This window comes from Stenotrophomonas maltophilia, from assembly GCF_004920835.1.
In the GTDB taxonomy this organism is placed as follows: Bacteria; Pseudomonadota; Gammaproteobacteria; order Xanthomonadales; family Xanthomonadaceae; genus Stenotrophomonas; species Stenotrophomonas maltophilia_AQ.
On sequence record NZ_QFHO01000027.1, the window covers coordinates 45623 to 61927 of the forward strand.

At 66.6% G+C, this 16305-nt stretch carries 15 protein-coding genes and 2 tRNA genes; 11 read left to right on the plus strand and 6 right to left on the minus strand.

The window, feature by feature from the left end; genetic code table 11:
- The first annotated feature begins 59 nt into the window (after nt 1-59).
- Both DI041_RS16790 and DI041_RS16795 read left to right on the plus strand, forming a co-directional pair.
- A complete protein-coding gene (locus tag DI041_RS16790; RefSeq protein WP_006380397.1) occupies nt 60-536 on the plus strand; it encodes an LEA/WHy family protein in 477 nt (158 codons plus the stop codon).
- A gap of 60 nt (nt 537-596) precedes the next feature.
- Nucleotides 597-2387 carry an acyl-CoA dehydrogenase C-terminal domain-containing protein gene (locus DI041_RS16795; protein ID WP_136639748.1) on the plus strand — a complete coding sequence of 597 codons (1791 nt, stop codon included), beginning with the start codon at nt 597-599 and terminating at the stop codon, nt 2385-2387.
- Nucleotides 2388-2779: 392 nt separating this feature from the next.
- On the opposite strand, the gene ppk1 is transcribed toward DI041_RS16795, so the two are convergent.
- From ppk1 to DI041_RS16815, 4 genes are all read right to left on the minus strand, one after another.
- A complete protein-coding gene (ppk1, locus tag DI041_RS16800) occupies nt 2780-4867 on the minus strand; it encodes a polyphosphate kinase 1 (protein ID WP_046986953.1) in 2088 nt (695 codons plus the stop codon).
- Nucleotides 4868-4871: 4 nt separating this feature from the next.
- A complete protein-coding gene (gene phoR, locus DI041_RS16805) occupies nt 4872-6203 on the minus strand; it encodes a phosphate regulon sensor histidine kinase PhoR (RefSeq protein WP_046986954.1) in 1332 nt (443 codons plus the stop codon).
- 106 nt (nt 6204-6309) lie between these two features.
- Nucleotides 6310-6999 carry a phosphate regulon transcriptional regulator PhoB gene (gene phoB, locus DI041_RS16810; protein WP_004146035.1) on the minus strand — a complete coding sequence of 230 codons (690 nt, stop codon included), beginning with the start codon at nt 6997-6999 and terminating at the stop codon, nt 6310-6312.
- Between the two features lie 116 nt (nt 7000-7115).
- Nucleotides 7116-8816: a M48 family metalloprotease gene (locus DI041_RS16815; protein ID WP_211195224.1), complete on the minus strand. Its 1701-nt coding sequence runs from the start codon at nt 8814-8816 to the stop codon at nt 7116-7118.
- Nucleotides 8817-8904: 88 nt separating this feature from the next.
- On the opposite strand from DI041_RS16815, the gene grxC reads away from it, so the two are divergent.
- The 7 genes from grxC (at nt 8905) to DI041_RS16850 (ending at nt 14202) form a co-directional block, all read left to right on the plus strand.
- Nucleotides 8905-9195: a glutaredoxin 3 gene (gene grxC / locus DI041_RS16820; protein ID WP_004146039.1), complete on the plus strand. Its 291-nt coding sequence runs from the start codon at nt 8905-8907 to the stop codon at nt 9193-9195.
- Nucleotides 9192-9584: a carboxymuconolactone decarboxylase family protein gene (locus DI041_RS16825; protein WP_136639747.1), complete on the plus strand. Its 393-nt coding sequence runs from the start codon at nt 9192-9194 to the stop codon at nt 9582-9584. Before grxC ends, DI041_RS16825 begins: the two co-directional genes overlap by 4 nt.
- 357 nt (nt 9585-9941) lie before the next feature.
- Nucleotides 9942-10946: an isocitrate dehydrogenase gene (locus tag DI041_RS16830; RefSeq protein ID WP_136639746.1), complete on the plus strand. Its 1005-nt coding sequence runs from the start codon at nt 9942-9944 to the stop codon at nt 10944-10946.
- A 141-nt stretch (nt 10947-11087) separates the two neighbouring features.
- The gene (locus DI041_RS16835; RefSeq protein WP_136639745.1) at nt 11088-11489 is read left to right on the plus strand and encodes a hypothetical protein; all 402 of its coding nucleotides are present in this window, start codon (nt 11088-11090) and stop codon (nt 11487-11489) included.
- Between the two features lie 220 nt (nt 11490-11709).
- Entirely contained in the window at nt 11710-12453 is a 744-nt protein-coding gene (locus tag DI041_RS16840) for a cysteine hydrolase family protein (RefSeq protein ID WP_136639744.1), read from the plus strand.
- Between the two features lie 53 nt (nt 12454-12506).
- Nucleotides 12507-13415: a LysR family transcriptional regulator gene (locus tag DI041_RS16845; RefSeq protein WP_046986960.1), complete on the plus strand. Its 909-nt coding sequence runs from the start codon at nt 12507-12509 to the stop codon at nt 13413-13415.
- A 25-nt stretch (nt 13416-13440) separates the two neighbouring features.
- A complete protein-coding gene (locus tag DI041_RS16850; protein WP_136639743.1) occupies nt 13441-14202 on the plus strand; it encodes a sulfite exporter TauE/SafE family protein in 762 nt (253 codons plus the stop codon).
- A 3-nt stretch (nt 14203-14205) separates the two neighbouring features.
- On the opposite strand, the gene DI041_RS16855 is transcribed toward DI041_RS16850, so the two are convergent.
- Nucleotides 14206-14826 (minus strand): flavin reductase family protein, encoded by a 621-nt coding sequence (locus tag DI041_RS16855; RefSeq protein WP_136639742.1) that lies wholly within the window; start codon nt 14824-14826, stop codon nt 14206-14208.
- A gap of 112 nt (nt 14827-14938) precedes the next feature.
- A complete protein-coding gene (locus DI041_RS16860) occupies nt 14939-15697 on the minus strand; it encodes a Bax inhibitor-1/YccA family protein (protein ID WP_136639741.1) in 759 nt (252 codons plus the stop codon).
- A 180-nt stretch (nt 15698-15877) separates the two neighbouring features.
- On the opposite strand from DI041_RS16860, the gene DI041_RS16865 reads away from it, so the two are divergent.
- Together DI041_RS16865 and DI041_RS16870 are read left to right on the plus strand one after the other, a co-directional pair.
- Nucleotides 15878-15954 (plus strand) — tRNA-Pro (locus tag DI041_RS16865).
- A 38-nt stretch (nt 15955-15992) separates the two neighbouring features.
- Nucleotides 15993-16069, plus strand: a tRNA-Arg gene (locus DI041_RS16870).
- The last annotated feature ends 236 nt before the right edge of the window (nt 16070-16305 follow it).

A 16305-nucleotide genomic window follows, 5' to 3' on the forward strand; every position in this document is an offset into this window, starting at 1 on the left:
CAAACGACCATACGCCGTAGTATGCTTATCCAACGCACCCCTTCAGAGGACCTGCGCCCATGCTCCACCGTTTCCGTATCGCCTTGATCGTCCTGTGCACCCTCGCCCTTGTTGCCTGCAACAACGGCATCGTCAAGCGTGTTTCGGAACCGGCGGCCAGCCTGCAGCAGCTGACCGTGCGCGCCGACGGCAACTGGACCGTGGCCCTGCGCCTGCAGAACTACAGCTCGATGCCGATGACCTTCGATGACGTCTCCCTGGCCCTGACCGTCGGCGACACCGAAGCCGGCACCCTGCAGGCCAAGCCCGGCATCTCCATCGGCGGCACCTCCGCCGACGTCATCAATGTCGACCTTGTGCCCAGCTCGGCCGCACGCCTGGTGGTGGCCGATGCGCTGGCTGGCAATCGCACCCTCGCTTATGGCCTGAAGGGTTCGGTGGCGGCCACGCCGCAGGAAAAGAAGCAGCGCAGCTTCGACATCAGCAGCCGCAGCACCCTCAACCAGGCCCCGGGCCTGCCGGGCGTGCTGCGCTGACTCCACTTTCCGCCGCGGCGCCTGCCGCCGCTCCCCCTGTCCCTGATCGAGACGTACCTGATGAGCAGCTACACCGCCCCGCTTTCCGACCTCCGTTTCGGCCTGCACGACGTGCTCAAGGTCGAACCCCTGTTCGCCCGCCTGGGCTTCACCGACGCCACCGCCGACGTGGTCGATGCCGTGCTGGAAGAAGCCGGCCGTTTCAGCGCCACCGTGCTGGCACCGCTCAACAGCGTCGGCGATGAGATCGGCTGCGTGCTCGACCAGGCCAGCGGCGAAGTGACCACCCCGCCCGGCTTCAAGCAGGCCTATGACCAGTTCGTGGACGGCGGCTGGACCGGCCTGACCGCCGCACCGGAACTGGGCGGACAGGGCCTCCCGCACACCCTGGGCGTGCCGCTCAACGAAATGATCAATGCCGCCAATCTCGCCTGGGGCAATTTCCCGCTGCTCTCGCACGGCGCCATCGAAGCACTGAAGCAGCACGGCGAAGCATGGCAGCACGAGGCCTTCCTGAAGCCGCTGATCGAAGGCCGCTGGACCGGCACCATGTGCCTAACCGAACCGCACTGCGGCACCGACCTGGGCCTGCTCAAGACCAAGGCCGAGCCGAACGCCGACGGCAGCTATTCGATCACCGGCACCAAGATCTTCATCACTGCCGGCGAGCACGACCTGACCGGCAACATCGTGCACCTGGTGCTGGCCAAGCTGCCTGATGCGCCCCCGGGTGCGAAGGGCATTTCGCTGTTCGTCACCCCGAAATTCAAGGTCGACCGCGATGGCAACGTCGGCGAGCGCAACGCGCTGCGCTGTGGCTCGATCGAACACAAGATGGGCATCAAGGGTTCGGTCACCTGCGTGATGAACTTCGATGGTGCACAGGGCTACCTGGTTGGCCAGCCGCACAAGGGCCTGCAGGCCATGTTCACCATGATGAACACTGCGCGCCTGGGTGTCGGCCTGCAGGGTATCGGCCTGTCCGAGCGCGCCTATCAGAACGCACTGAAGTACAGCCGCGAGCGCCTGCAGTCGCGTTCGCTCAGCGGCGCCAAATTCCCGGACAAGCCGGCCGATCCGATCCTGGTGCACCCGGATGTGCGGCGCATGCTGCTGACCATCAAGTCGCTGGTCGAAGGCAGCCGCCTGCTGGCACTGCACGCGGCCACCCTGATCGACGTCGCCCACCACGCCGACGATGCCGCCGAGCGTGAGCGCGCTGACACCCTGGTGAGCTTCCTGACCCCGATCTCCAAGGCCTGCCAGACCGAATGGGGCATCGAGAACACCTACAACGCCCTGCAGTGCTTCGGCGGCCACGGCTACATCCGCGAACACGGCATGGAGCAGCTGGCCCGCGATGCGCGCATCACCACGCTGTATGAAGGCACCACCGGCATCCAGGCGCTGGACCTGATCGGTCGCAAGACCGCGTCCAGCCAGGGTGCCGGCCTGAAGCTGATGCTGGCCGAGATCGAGGCGTTCGCCAAGGCCAACGAGGGCAACGAAGCGCTGGCCGAGTTCATCGGCCCGCTGCGCGCCAAGGCCGCCGAATGGGGCAAGCTGACCATGGATGTGCTGCAGCGCGCGGCCGCCAACCCGGACGAACTCGGCGCGGCCAGCTACGACTACCTGTTCTATTCGGGTTACGTGGTGCTGGCCTACTGGTGGGCCCGCAGCGTGGCCGCCGCCGATGCCAGCGCGCATGGCGCCGCCTTCGCCCAGGGCAAGCGCGAGACCGCACGGTTCTACTTCACCCGCGTGCTGCCGCGCACGCTCAGCCACGCCGCCGCGATCCAGGCCGGCGCCGCCCCGCTGATGGCGATGGACGACGAACGCTTCGGCGCCTGAGCCGGGCTGCCGCCCGGCACCCGCAGAAGCCAAGGCTGGAGCTAAAGCAACAGCAATAGCTGGCTTCCTGCGGGATGGCAGGGCGGGTCCGATTGCGGGGGACGGCGCAAGTACGTCCTTGTAGCCTCGATCGCCGCTTGCTCGTGTGCTCAGTCCTGCGCACACGGCAAGACCGGGGTTGGGCGTCCTGCCCAACCCGCCCGAGGCATGCCTCGGGCCCATGCGGCTCACGCCCCCGCAACCGGACCCACCCCGCCTTCGACAGTTCTCTGCGATCTGCCAGGACGGCGTTCTGCGCGACTGTTGGTGGGTGTCGACCTTGGTCGACACGGTAGATCCACGCCATGCGTGGATGAATCCAAACGTGCCGACCAAGGTCGGCACCTACCGGGTCAGAGCCCCTGCATCAATGCCATCTGCGCAGAATGCGGGGCTTCGTCGTGGGCCGGGGTGCGCTTGTGGTAGATACCGTCGGCGTCCAGGTCCCAGGCGTTGAGATTGTCATCGAGGTAGTTCTGCAGGACCTCGCGGTACACCCGCTTGGCCAGTCCCGGGTCGAGGATCGGGAAGCAGGTCTCGACCCGACGCAGCAGGTTGCGTTCCAGCCAGTCGGCGCTGGCGCAGTAAAGCTCCGGTGCACCGTCGTTGCCGAACCAGTACACGCGGCTGTGCTCGAGGAAGCGGCCGACGATCGAGCGCACGCGGATGTTGTCCGACACGCCCGGCACGCCGGGGCGCAGGGTGCAGGCTCCACGGATGATCAGGTCGATCTGCACACCGGCCTGCGAGGCGGCGTACAGCGCGCGCACCACCTGCGGTTCGTTCAGTGCGTTCATCTTGGCGATGATCCGCGCCGGGCGCCCGGCAGCCGCGATGCGCGTTTCGCGTTCGATGCGGCCGAGGATGCCGGTGTGCAGGGTGAAGGGCGACTGCAGCAGGCGCTTGAGTTTCATCTTCGAGGCCAGCCCGGACAGCTGCTGGAACAGCAGGTGCACGTCGTTGCCGATGTCCGCGTCGGCGGTGATCAGGCTGATGTCGGTGTACGCCCGGGCAGTGCCGCTGTGGTAGTTGCCGGTGCCCAGGTGCACGTAGCGGCGCAGCTTGCGGCCCTCGCGGCGCACGATCAGCAGCATCTTGGCGTGCGTCTTGTAGCCGACCACGCCATACACCACCTGCACGCCGGCTTCCTGCAGGCGATCGGCCAGGCCGAGGTTGGCCTCTTCATCGAAACGGGCGCGCAGCTCGACCACCACGGTCACGTCCTTGCCGTTGCGTGCGGCCTGGATCAGTGCGTCCACGATCAGCGAATCCTTGCCGGTGCGGTACAGGGTCTGCTTGATCGCCAGCACGTTGGGGTCGATCGCCGCCTGCCTGATCAGGTCAAGCACGGCGGTGAAGGCATCGAACGGGTGGTGCAGCAGCAGGTCCTGGCGGGCCGTGGTCTCGAAGATGCCGTCGCTGTCGCGCAACGTGCGCGGGGTCATCGGCGGGTACTTCAGGTCGGGCTGTGCGATCAGGTCGTACAGCTGGATGATGCGGTTGAGGTTGACCGGGCCGTCAATGCGGTACACCGCGTTCTCGGTCAGGCCGAAATTCTGCAGCAGGGTGCGCACGATCTCGCGCGGCATGTCATGGGCGATCTCCAGCCGCACCGCCGGGCGGTAGCCACGGTCGACCAGCTCATCGCGCAGGGCCAGCGCCAGGTTCTCCACTTCTTCCTCGTCCACCACCAGCTCGGAGTTGCGCGTGACGCGGAACTGGTAGGCGCCCTGGACTTCCAGGCCAGGGAACAGCTCGTCGACGAAGGTGGACAGCACCGAGGACAGGAACACGAAGTTCTGCGGCCCGCCGAGCTTCTCCGGCAGCTGGATGATGCGCGGCAGCGAGCGCGGCGCGCGCACGATGGCGAGGTGGCCTGTGCGGCCGAACGCATCGGTACCCTTCAGCACCACCACGATGTTCAGCGACTTGTTGAGGATCTTCGGGAACGGGTGCACCGGGTCCAGGCCCAGCGGTGACAGCACCGGCATGATCTCGTTGCGGAAGTACGCGCGCAGCCAGCGCTTCTGGCGGTGCGTCCAGGAGTGACGGCCGAGCACGCCGATGCCGGCCTCCATCAATGCCGGGCGCAGTGTCTGGTTCCAGCAGCGGTATTGCTGGTCCACCAGTTCCGCGGCGCGGTCGTGGATGGCGTTGAGGATGGCCTGCGGGCTCATTCCATCCGGCGCCGGTGGCAGGCCGAATTCCTGCGCATGGCGCACCGCGGCGGCGCGGATCTCGAAGAACTCGTCGAGGTTGGTGCAGGAGATGCACATGAAGCGCAGGCGCTCCAGCAGCGGCACCTGCGGGTCCATCGCCTGCGCCAGCACACGGAAGTTGAAATCCAGCTGAGACAGTTCGCGGTTGATGTACAGCGCCGGGTCGCGCAACGGATCGTTGTCCGGGCTCACGGGGAGGGGGAGGGATCCGAGGCTGCTCATGGCGTCATTCTTCGATGGAGGTCAGGGGGGCGGACTCGCGCGGGCGCACGTGGTCGGCATCGAAATGGCAGGAGAACACCGAGCCCTTGCCGACTTCGCTTTCAATCTCCAGCCGTGCGTGATGCAGGCCGAGGATGTGCTTGACGATGGACAGGCCCAGGCCGGTACCGCCGCTTTCGCGCGAACGGCTGCTGGAGACACGGTAGAAGCGTTCGGTCAGGCGCGGCAGGTGGCTGGCCGGGATGCCATAGCCGGAGTCGCGTACCGCCAGCACCGCGCCATCGCCTTCGCGACGGAACTCGACCGCGATGCGGCCCTCGGCCGGGGTGTAGCGCACGGCATTGGTGACCAGGTTGGAGAACGCGCTGTGCAGTTCCTTGGTCGAGCCCTGCAGGTCGACGCCGGCCAGGTCGTCGATGCTGATCTGGTGGCGGCCCTGGCTGTGCGCTTCGGCCTCGCGGCGCAGCGTCGCCAGCATCGGCTGCATCGCCACGGTCTCCTCCTCGCTGTGCTCCTGCGACTCCAGCCTCGACAGGGTCAACAGGTCTTCCACCAGCTGGGCCATGCGCTGGCTCTGCTTGCGCATTTCTTCCAGCATCGGTCCGGTTCCCGGGAAATCTTCCGGGTCCATCATGTCCAGGTAGCCGTGGACCACGGTGAGCGGCGTGCGCAGCTCATGTGAAACGTTGGCCACGAAATCGCGGCGCACCTGTTCCAGGCGCAGCAGCTTGCTGACGTCGCGGGCGATCAGCAGCCAGTAATCCGACGAATAGGGGATCAGGCGCAGGTTGAGGCGGATTGCCGGATCGACCGGCGAGGGAACATCCAGGATCGGCTCGGCATTGCGGCCGCCGGCCAGCCAGTGCGCCAGCGGCATCGGCTGCAGGCGCTCAACCAGCGCCTCACCCAGGTCGCCGGGATGGTGCAGGCCGAGCAGGGCGGTGGCGGCCTCGTTGAACCACTGCACACGCTGGCTGTTGCGATCCAGCACCACCACCGCATCGGGAAGCGCGGCGGCCGCGGCGCGGTAGCTGCGCAGCATGTCCAGCAGGCGGCGCTTGCGCACGCGCATCTCCACCTGGTTGCGGTACAGCAGGCGATCCAGCTCGTTCCAGACGCCGGTGCCTTCCTCGGCGGTGTCCCAGCGCTGGCGCGCGGTCAGCCGGCGCAGCACGGTTCGCAGGCGCCAGTAGTGCCAGGTGAGGGTCGCCAGCGCGCCCAGTGCGATGCACAACCACAGGTGGCCCGTGAACCACCCCACCAGTCCGGAGAACAGCAGTACCGCGGCGACAGTGGCCAGGGTCTTCAACCAGGCAGAGCGGATGTGGCGGGGCATTGCGATCTCGTCGTTGAAGTGCGGCGGTTCACTGGGGTGAACCGAGGGTTATAGCAGAGTTGCCGGTGCCGGCACCCGCGGGTGCGCGGCGCCGGCACGACGAGACTCAGGTGGACGTGGAGAAGCGATAACCAGCGCCGCGCACGGTCTGCACCATGTTCTCGGCGTTGAACGGTTCCAGCGTCTTGCGCAGGCGGCGGATGTGCACGTCGATGGTGCGCTCTTCCACGTACACGCTGCCGCCCCATACATGGTCCAGCAGCTGGGCGCGAGTGTAGACGCGTTCCGGATGGGTCATGAAGAAGTGCAGTAGCCGGTATTCGGTCGGGCCGATCGGCACCGGCTGGTCGTTGGCGAACACGCGGTGGGCGGCGCCGTCGATGCGGATCGGGCCGACCGCGACGCTGCCGTCCTCGTCGTCCTCGCGGGCACGGCGCATGACCGCGCGGATGCGGGCCAGCAGTTCGCGCGCCGAGAATGGTTTGACCACGTAGTCGTCAACGCCGGCTTCGAGGCCACCGACGCGGTCGTTCTCTTCGCCACGGGCAGTCAGCATGATGATCGGCACTTCGCGGGTCAGGGTCTCCTTGCGCCAGCGGCGGGCAAGGTCCAGGCCGCTGGTGCCGGGCAGCATCCAGTCCAGCAGGATCAGGTCCGGAACGCGATCGGCGATCGCGGTCTGGGCCTCGCGGGCGTCGCCGGCGTGGACCGGTTCGTAATCGCCCTTGCGCAGGGCGAAGGCGACCATTTCACGGATCGCGGGCTCGTCGTCGACGATCAGGATGCGTTTCTGCACGAGGACACCGTAGGGCTCGGTTACTGGAGTGGTGCCAGTAGACTACGGTTTGATGACATGTTTGTGACCAACCGGCCGGAACCCGCGCTCAGTGCCATCGGCCGGTCATGCAGCGCTCAGCGGCGGTCCAGATCGGGGTCCTGCACGCCCTGCCGGCGCAGTTCCAGCACGGTGGGGGTGATCGCTTCGATGCGCGCGTCCACCCGGGCCCGCCCCACATAGTCCAGCGCCGGATTGCGCTTGAGCGCCTGCAGCTGCATCAGCGACTGTTCCGGCCGCCCGCTGAGGAACGCTGCCTCGGCATAGGCCTCGCTGGCCCGCACGCTGTCACCGGCCAGTTCGCTGGCGCGGGCGTAACGCTGCTGGAAGACCGGATCGTTACCACTTTGCGACAGCAGAGGCCGCAACATGGCCTGAGCGCGCTGGCCGGCCTCGCGGTTGCCCTGTTCGTTCAGGATTTCGGCATAGGTCAGCGCCACCGGGCGGCTGTTGGGGTGTTCGCGCAGCAGCTGCTCGAAGCGGCTGTTGGCCTGGGCGGTCTGCCCGGCGCGCAGTTCGGCCTCACCCAGCGCCAGCGCCAGCCACAGGTTGTCCTGGCGGGTCTGCAGCAGGCCCGCCAGCGTCTGCCGGGCCTGCGTGGCGCCGCTGCGGCCGCCGCGCATCATGGCCAGGGCCTGGCCATAGCGCTGGGCATCGTTGAGGCCGTCCTTCTGGCGTTTGGCCATGTCCGCATACTCGCGCTCCAGCTCAGCGGTGGAATCCGCGCTGAGCACGCGCAGGCGCTCGCGTGCCCAATCGAAGTCGCCGCTGGCGCCACGGCTGAGCTGGCCCATCGGAATGCGCAGCACGCTGCTGGGCAGCAACGGGTTGTTTCCACGCAGCAGCGGTTCGGCCAGGCTTGGATCGGCCGGGTCCACCCGTTCCTTGCGCTCGCCGCTGGGGGTACTGGTGGTCAGCAGCACCGTGTCCTTCTTCATCTGGTCGGCGCGGGCCTTGGCTTCGCTGATGCGGGTGATGTTGACCGGGTGCGTGCGCAGGAACTCGGGGACGCTGTAGCCGCCCTCGTTGCCGCGCATTGCTGCGGACATCCTCTCGAAGAAGCCGGCCATCGCATCCACGTCGTAGCCGCTGCGCGCCAGCGTGCGGATGCCGAGGCGGTCGGCCTCGGACTCGTTGGAGCGGGTGTAGTTGATCTGGCGCTGCTGCATCAGGCCCATGCCCGAGCTGATCGCGGCCATGGTCGCGTTGCCCGAGGAGGTGCTGTTGCTGGCCTGGGCGGCCACTACGGCCGCCAGCATGCCGAGCAGGATCGGGATCTGGTCGCGCTGCGCGCGCTCGACCCCGCGCAGCACGTGCTGCTGGGTGACGTGGGCGATTTCGTGGGACAGCACGGCGGCCACTTCGTCTTCGCGTTCGGCCGTCAGCACCAGGCCGGCATTGACCCCGATGTAGCCGCCCAGCGTGGCGAAGGCATTGATCTGCCGGTCCTTCATGACGAAGAAGGTGTAGGGCTGGCGTGGCTGGTCACTGTTGGAGCCGAGCCGGGTGCCCATGGTCTGCAGCCAGTCGTTGACCAGCGGATCGTCCAGCAGGTAGCCGTAGTTGCGCAGCTCGCGCAGCATCATCGCGCCGTACTCGGCCTGGCGCGCCGGGGTCAGCAGCTCGCCGGCCGAGGAGCCGATGTCGGGCAGCTTCTCCTGGGCCTGGGCCAACGGCATGGCCAGGGCCAGGGTGACGGCGGTAGTCAGCAGCAGGGCTCGCAAGCAGAAGGTCCTCGGGCGGGGCGCACCAAGCGTGGCAGGGCAGGGGGCAACCATTCGTTAATCCACAGTGTTGCGGCCGTGGCGTGGAAATTCCAGCGCACCGGTACCATATATGGACCGTCGATCCATCGTGGAGTTTCCCGTGACAGCCCAGACCGCCGGCGGTGCCCCCGCCATCACCATCTATTCCACCGCCGTCTGCCCGTACTGCGTAGCCGCCAAGAACTTCCTGAAGAGCAAGGGACAGCAGTGGACCGAGGTCCGCATCGACCTGGATCCGGTCGAGCGCGAGAAGATGATGGCCAGGACCCGCCGTACCAGCGTGCCGCAAATCTTCGTCGGCGACGTCCACGTGGGCGGCTACGACGACATGATGGCCCTGCACCGTGAAGGCAAGCTCGAGCCGCTGCTGGCCGGGCAGGGCCAGGCATGAGCGCGGCCGACGACGGCAGCAAGGACCGCATCGCCGAGTTCACCGACTTCCGCAAGCGCATGAACGAGCGCATCCTGGGCGAACCGAACCAGGTGGTGCGGCGCTTCTTCGCGCTGGACACGCAGACCTACCAGGCCGGCGCGCTGGATGTGAAGACCAAGGAGCTGCTGGGCCTGGTGGCCTCGATGGTGCTGCGCTGCGACGACTGCATCAGCTACCACGTAGCCCAGTGCAAGGATGCCGGGGTGACCCGCGAAGAGTTTTTCGAGACCTTCTCGGTCGGCCTGGTGGTCGGCGGTTCCATCGTCATCCCGCACCTGCGCCGAGCGGTCGACTTCCTCGACCAGCTCGAAAGCGGTGCTGCCGCCCCCGAAGCGCACGAGCACTGAGCCTGGCGGGGGCCGGGAACCGGGCCCTGTGGCCCTCCCGGTAGTGCCGGCCGCTGGCCGGCATCCCGTTAACCCGACATGGCCGAGGTTGCTGGCCAGCGGCCGGCACTACCGCACCCGCGAGGGGCCTTTCCCGCGATCCAACAACCCAGGAGCCCCTTCTTGTTGGAGGGGCGCGCCGAAGGCGGGGGTAGAGGAGGAACGCGCGGGCAATTCTGCCTGAGCCGGGGAGTGGGACCATGGTCTATTTGGGACCTCGGCCCCGGCTCAGGCATAATTGCGGGTGAAACTTCCTTTGCGCCGGCGTTTCCGGGCACGTCCGGACGGCGTTTTTCCCCCTGTTCGGAACATCGATCAATGACGCAGAAAATTACGGTCATCCGCGGCGACGGCATTGGCCCGGAAATCATGGACGCCACCCTGTACGTGCTCGACCAGCTCAAGACTGGCCTGGAGTACGAAGACGCTGACGCCGGCCTGGTGGCCCTGGAAAAGCACGGCGACCTGATGCCGGCGGTGACCCTGGAATCGATCGCGCGCAACAAGGTCGCGCTGAAGAGCCCGCTGACCACCCCGGTCGGTGGTGGCTTCACCTCGATCAACGTCAGCCTGCGCCGCCACTTCGACCTGTACGCCAACGTGCGTCCGGCCCATACCTTCCCGAACACCAAGTCGCGTTTCGACAACGTCGACCTGATCACCGTTCGTGAGAACACCGAAGGCGCCTACCTGGCTGAAGGCCAGGAAGTGTCGGCCGATGGCGAGACCGCCTTCTCCGGCACCCGTATCACCCGCAAGGGCTCTGAGCGCATCGTGCGCTATGCCTTCGAGCTGGCCCGCAGTGTCGGCCGCAAGAAGGTCACCGCGGTGCACAAGGCCAACATCATCAAGTCGACCTCGGGCCTGTTCCTGAACGTCGCCCGTGAAGTCGCCGCCCAGTACCCGGACATCGAATTCCAGGAAATGATCGTCGACAACTGCTGCATGCAGCTGGTGATGCGTCCGGAACAGTTCGACGTGATCGTCACCACCAACCTGTTCGGCGACATCATCTCCGACCTGTGCGCCGGCCTGGTGGGCGGCCTGGGTCTGGCCCCGGGTGCCAACATCGGCAAGGACGCGGCAATCTTCGAGGCCGTGCACGGCACCGCGCCGGATATCGCCGGCCAGGGCAAGGCCAATCCGTGCGCGCTGCTGCTGGCAGCCGCGCAGATGCTGGACCATATCGGCCAGCCGGAAAACGCCGAGCGCCTGCGCAAGGCCATCGTGGCCACCATGGAAGCCAAGGATTCGCTGACCGGCGACCTCGGCGGCACTGGCAACACGATGGGCTTCGCCAAGGCGATCGCCAGCCGCCTGTAAGCGGTCTGGATGTGCACAGCGGGACGCGGCACGCGACTCCCGATGTGCACCGATACCGATGCATGCAATGCGCGACAGGCCCGTTGAAGCGGGCCTGTCTGCGTTTTCGCTCCTCAACTGCTACGGGCGCAGGAGTCCTGCATGTCCTCTACGACCTGGTGGGTCCTCGTCGCCGTTGCGATCTATATGCTCGGTGTGGCTGTGTACTCCGTTTACTTCTGGCCCGCCTCGCGCGCGCAACGCGCATTGTCCCGCCTGAGCCGCGAGGGAGCGCCGCTGCGCCGGCTCACGCCGAGTGAGGCGCGCTGGATGCAGGTGTTCGCTGTTCCTGCCGATTCCCCGGTGTATTCGCTGCACGGGCCGTACGTGTTGCTCACCTGGGGAAGTATGAGCGGGCCGCAGCAACTGCACACCCTGGCCGGCGTGCCGGTGAAGTTCGCGTCCGGCCAGGAGCAGGCCTTGCGTGCTGGCGACAACAACGCCGAGGTCGTAGTCGGCAGTCAGCATGCTTGGGTGCTGCGCCTGAACGGCACTGCGGTGTAGTCACGTGCTTTTGACCAGTAGCGCACCCTCGCTACGCCTTCTGGCTGGCCCGCAGCACCGGCGGAGAAGTGTTCACTAAGGTGCACAAGACCAACAGCATGACGTTCCAGGGGTTTCTTTCTGTGCAAAAAACGCACAGATCATGTGCGCTTTCCTGGCTGGTCCGTGCATGCCGCGTTCCGCATCCTGTGTCCACTTTCCAGCGCACAGGAGCGCGACGATGAACCTCAATACCTTTGGCCTGGCCAGTCTGATCGGCATGGCGACCCTGTCCCCGCTGGCCGCCGCCGAGCCGGCGCATCCCACCATCCGGCATATGGCGGGCGCACCGGTCGCGACCTCGTTGGATGCGGCCAGGACCGCCGTGCTGGTGATCGACTTCCAGAACGAGTACTTCGATGCCAGTGCCGCCTCGGGCTTTGCCGGTGGCCGCATGGTCATCCCCGATGGCGTGGCGGCGCTGCGCCAGGCGAAGCGGGTGGTCGAATTTGCCGATGCCCAAGGCATCCGCGTGATCCACGTGCAGCATGTGCTGCCGGCCGGCGCGCCGCTGTTCGCGCAGGGCAGCGTCAACGCCGCCTTCCATCGTGATCTGCAGCCGCGCCAGGGCGAGACCGTGGTGCAGAAGGACAACGTCAGCGTGTTCGCCGGTGACTCGGCGGCCGTGCTCGACCAGGTGCTGAAGGATGCCGGCATCGACACCCTGATCGTCACTGGCCTGCAGACCCATGCCTGCGTGGCCGGTGCCGCCCGCGATGCCGCAGCCGCACCGCGTGGTTACCGGGTGATCGTGTCATCCGATGCAACCGCCAGTCGCGACCTGAACCTGGCCGGTGGCCAGCGCATCGGTCATCGCGCGCTGCATGACGCCTCGCTGGCGCAGATCGAAGACACCTTCGGCGATGTCATGAGTACCGACGCGATCCTGGCGCTGCCGGTGCACAAGGCCGGCGACCGCGCTTGATAAGCTGGTGGGGCCCGCATGCCGTGGGCCCCGACACGTGGAGCCGCCCGCCGATGGATCACTTCGCCGCCCTGCGTGCGCTGCGCGCCATCGTCGACGCAGGCAGCTTCACTGCTGCCGCCGAGCGCCTGGGTACCACCCATTCGGCGATGTCGCGGCAACTGCGGCAGCTGGAAGAACACCTGCAGGTGCGCCTGCTCGATCGCAACAGCCGCCGGCTGTCGCTGACCGAAGCCGGGCGCGATTACTACCGGGAAGCGGCAGCGCTGCTGGATCGGCTGCAGGAAGCGGACGAGCATGCGCGTGCCGGCCAGGCACAGCCCAGTGGCACGCTGCGGATCAGCGTGCCGCAGGTGGTTGCCAGCCAGGAGTTGCCGCACTGGCTGCCCTCATTCCTTCAGCGCTACCCGCAGGTGACGCTGGATCTTTCTGCCGATGACCAGCTGGTCGACGTGGTCGGCGGCGGCTTCGACCTGGCGCTGCGCATCGCGGCTTCGTTGCCGGACAGCCAGTTGGTCGCGCGCGAACTGGCCAGTTGTCCACGCATCCTGGTGGCGGCGCCTGCTTACCTGGCCCGGCACGGCCTGCCACGGCAGGCCGCGGACCTGCGGCAGCACACCCTGCTGGGCTTCAGTCCTACGCCTGCGATGTCGCCATGGCAGTTGCAGGGGCCGCGCGGTGCCAGCGCCAGCATCGAGGCCGGCCAGCGTCTGCGCGTGGATGCCACGCCGGCGCTGTATGCCGCCGCGTTGGCCGGCATGGGCATCAGCCTGTTCACTGCGCTCACCGTGCAGGAAGACCTGCGCGCCGGTCGACTGATCCGCGTGTTGCCAGCGTGGCATGCAGGCCAGCGCCGCTACTTCGCGCTCTATCCGCATGCCAGGGCACTCGCCCCCAAGGTGCGCGCGCTGGTCGAGCACCTCGCCGCGCACTACGCTGCACAGATCGGCGCAGCAGGTTAGCCGCGCGGTCATAGCGAGGGTGGTGATGGAATCGGTGTATCTGCTGGTCGCGCTCGGTGCGATCGTCGCCGGATTCGTGCAGGGGTTGTCCGGTTTCGCTTTCGGCATGGTGGCGATGTCGTTCTGGGCGTGGGGGCTGGAGCCGCGATTGGCGGCCACGCTGTCGGTGTTCGGCGCGCTGGTTGGCCAGCTGGTAGCCGTGTTCACCGTACGCCGCGGCTTCAACCTGCGCCTGCTGCTGCCGTTCGTGCTCGGTGGATTGGCTGGTATTCCGCTGGGCGTGATGGTGCTGCCGCAGCTCGATATGAACTGGTTCAAGGCGCTTCTGGGTGGCTTCCTGGCACTGTGGTGCCCGGTGATGCTGATGGCGCGCTCGTTGCCGCCGATCACCGTCGGAGGCCGTTTCGGGGACGCGATCGCCGGTATGGCCGGTGGCGTGCTCAGCGGCATCGGTGGCTTTGCCGGTCCGGTACCGACGCTGTGGAGCACGCTGCGCGGCTTCGGCAAGGACGAGCAGCGCGCGGTCATCCAGAACTTCAACCTGGCGATGCTGGCGGTGACCATGGCCATCTACGTCGGCAGTGGTCTGGTAGACCGCCAGATGCTGCCCTATTTCGCCATCGTGGCACCGGCCATGCTGGTGCCTACGTTGTTGGGCGCGCGGGTCTACATCGGCATCAGCGAGGCACGCTTCCGGCAGGTCGTGCTGGGCTTGCTGACCGTGTCAGGCATCGCGTTGCTGGCGTCGTCGCTGCCGGTGCTGCTGGCGCGCTCCGTCACCGGCTGAGGTTCAGGCCGGGCGGAACATGCGGAAGCGCTGTTCGGCGCCGATCCGGAAGTAATCGGCGGGGCCACCGCCGCGCAGAATGGGGGCCGCTGCCGCAGTATCGTAGATGCCATCGACCAGCAGCCTTGCATCGATATGCACCGCAACCACTTCACCCAGCACCAGCCAGCCGTTGGTGTCCTGGCCGGCGGCATCGAGCAGGCGCACGATCTGGGTGCAGCGGCATTCCATGCTCACCGGGCTCTGTGCCACACGGGGTGGCGCGACCTGCGTAGACGCCAACGGGGTCAGTCCGGCCAGGGCGAACTCATCGACGTCCGCGGCGACCGCGCGGCAGCTTTCGTTCATTGCCTCGGCCAGGTCGAAGGTGGCCAGGTTCCAGACGAACTCACCGGTGGCTTCGATGTTGCGCAACGAGTCTTTGCGGCCCTGGCTGGAGAAGCCGATGATCGGAGGGGTGTAGTTGAAGGCGTTGAAGAAACTGTAGGGCGCCAGGTTCAGGGTGCCCTCGCCATCGCAGCTGGAAATCCAGCCGATCGGGCGCGGGCCGATGATGGCGTTGAATGGGTCGTGTGGCAGGCGATGGCCGTCGGCCGGGCGGTAGCTGTGGAAGGTGTCGGGCATAGGTGGCTTCGGTAGAGTCGAGCTTGCTCGACTGGTTTTACATCCGTCTCGGCGCTACGAAAAAGCCGCGACCCTCACGGATCGCGGCTTGTCGTTTACGCCATGGCGTGACTCAGCGCTGCTGGATCTTCGACAGCAGGCGCAGGAACTCCACGTACAGCCACACCAGGGTCACCATCAGGCCGAATGCGCCATACCACTCCATGTACTTCGGCGCGCGCTGGGCGACCCCGGTTTCGATGAAGTCGAAATCCAGCACCAGGTTCAACGCGGCCACGACCACCACGAACAGGCTGAAGGCGATGCCCAGCAAGCTGGAGTCGTGGATCACCGGCACGTTGATGTTGAAGAAGCTCAGTACGAACGAGGCCAGGTAGAGCAGGGCGATGCCGCCGGTTGCCGCGACCACGCCCATCTTGAAGTTTTCGGTGGCCTTGATCAGGCCGCTGCGGTAAGCGAACAGGAGCGCGAACAGGGTGCCGAAGGTCAGCAATACCGCCTGGAACACGATGCCGGGGAACTTGGCGTTGAACAGCGCCGAGATCGCGCCCAGGAACAGGCCTTCGACCAGCGCGTACATCGGTGCGGTGACCGGCGACCATTCCTTCTTGAACACGGTGATCAGCGCCAGCACCAGGCCGCCGATGGCGCCGCCCATGGCATACAGCTTGGCGCCGGCCATGACCTGGCCGTAATCATCGATGGTCTGGTTCCAGGCGAAGGCGGCGGTCAGCACGGTCAACAGCAGCAGGAAGCCGGTCTTGTTGACGGTGCCGTTGAGGGTCATGGCCTGGTCGGGGCTGGTCACCACCGAGCCACTGGCAAGGTCGAGGAAGGTGGACTCGGAAAGAGCCGGGTTGCCGCTGCGCATGCGCGTTCTCCGTGCGAATGAAGGTCAGGACGGCCATCCGGCCGATGGTCGCGAGCATAGCCGATGACTGCTTTCGGCGCTGTGGCAGGCTTCGGGTCTGCACATCCCGCGTTGACAGTTCGCGATGCGCTTGGCGACAATGGCGAGCTCCCCGGGCACGGCCCGAGGGGATTGCAAGATCGGGGTATAGCGCAGTCTGGTAGCGCGCCTGCTTTGGGAGCAGGATGTCGGGGGTTCGAATCCCTCTACCCCGACCAATCCCACGCCATGTCGGATTGGACACCGTTCGGTCTGGGCGCCCGTAGCTCAACTGGATAGAGCACCGGCCTTCTAAGCCGGCGGTTACAGGTTCGATTCCTGTCGGGCGCGCCATTGAAATCAATGGCTTACTGAATTCAGCTCCGTTTTGACTCGGCGTCTCCGTGAGTGTGGCGGCTTGGTCGTAGCGGAACGAGCAACGAAAAAAGCCAGCGCACTGCGCTGGCCTTTTTTCTTTGTGTCGCGGTGCGGTGGGTTACATCTGTTCCAGCTCGCCTACCCGTACCTTGCCGCCGCCGCAGTTGCCGTAGCAGCCGCCGCCGATCGGGCCGCTGCCACCACCACCACCG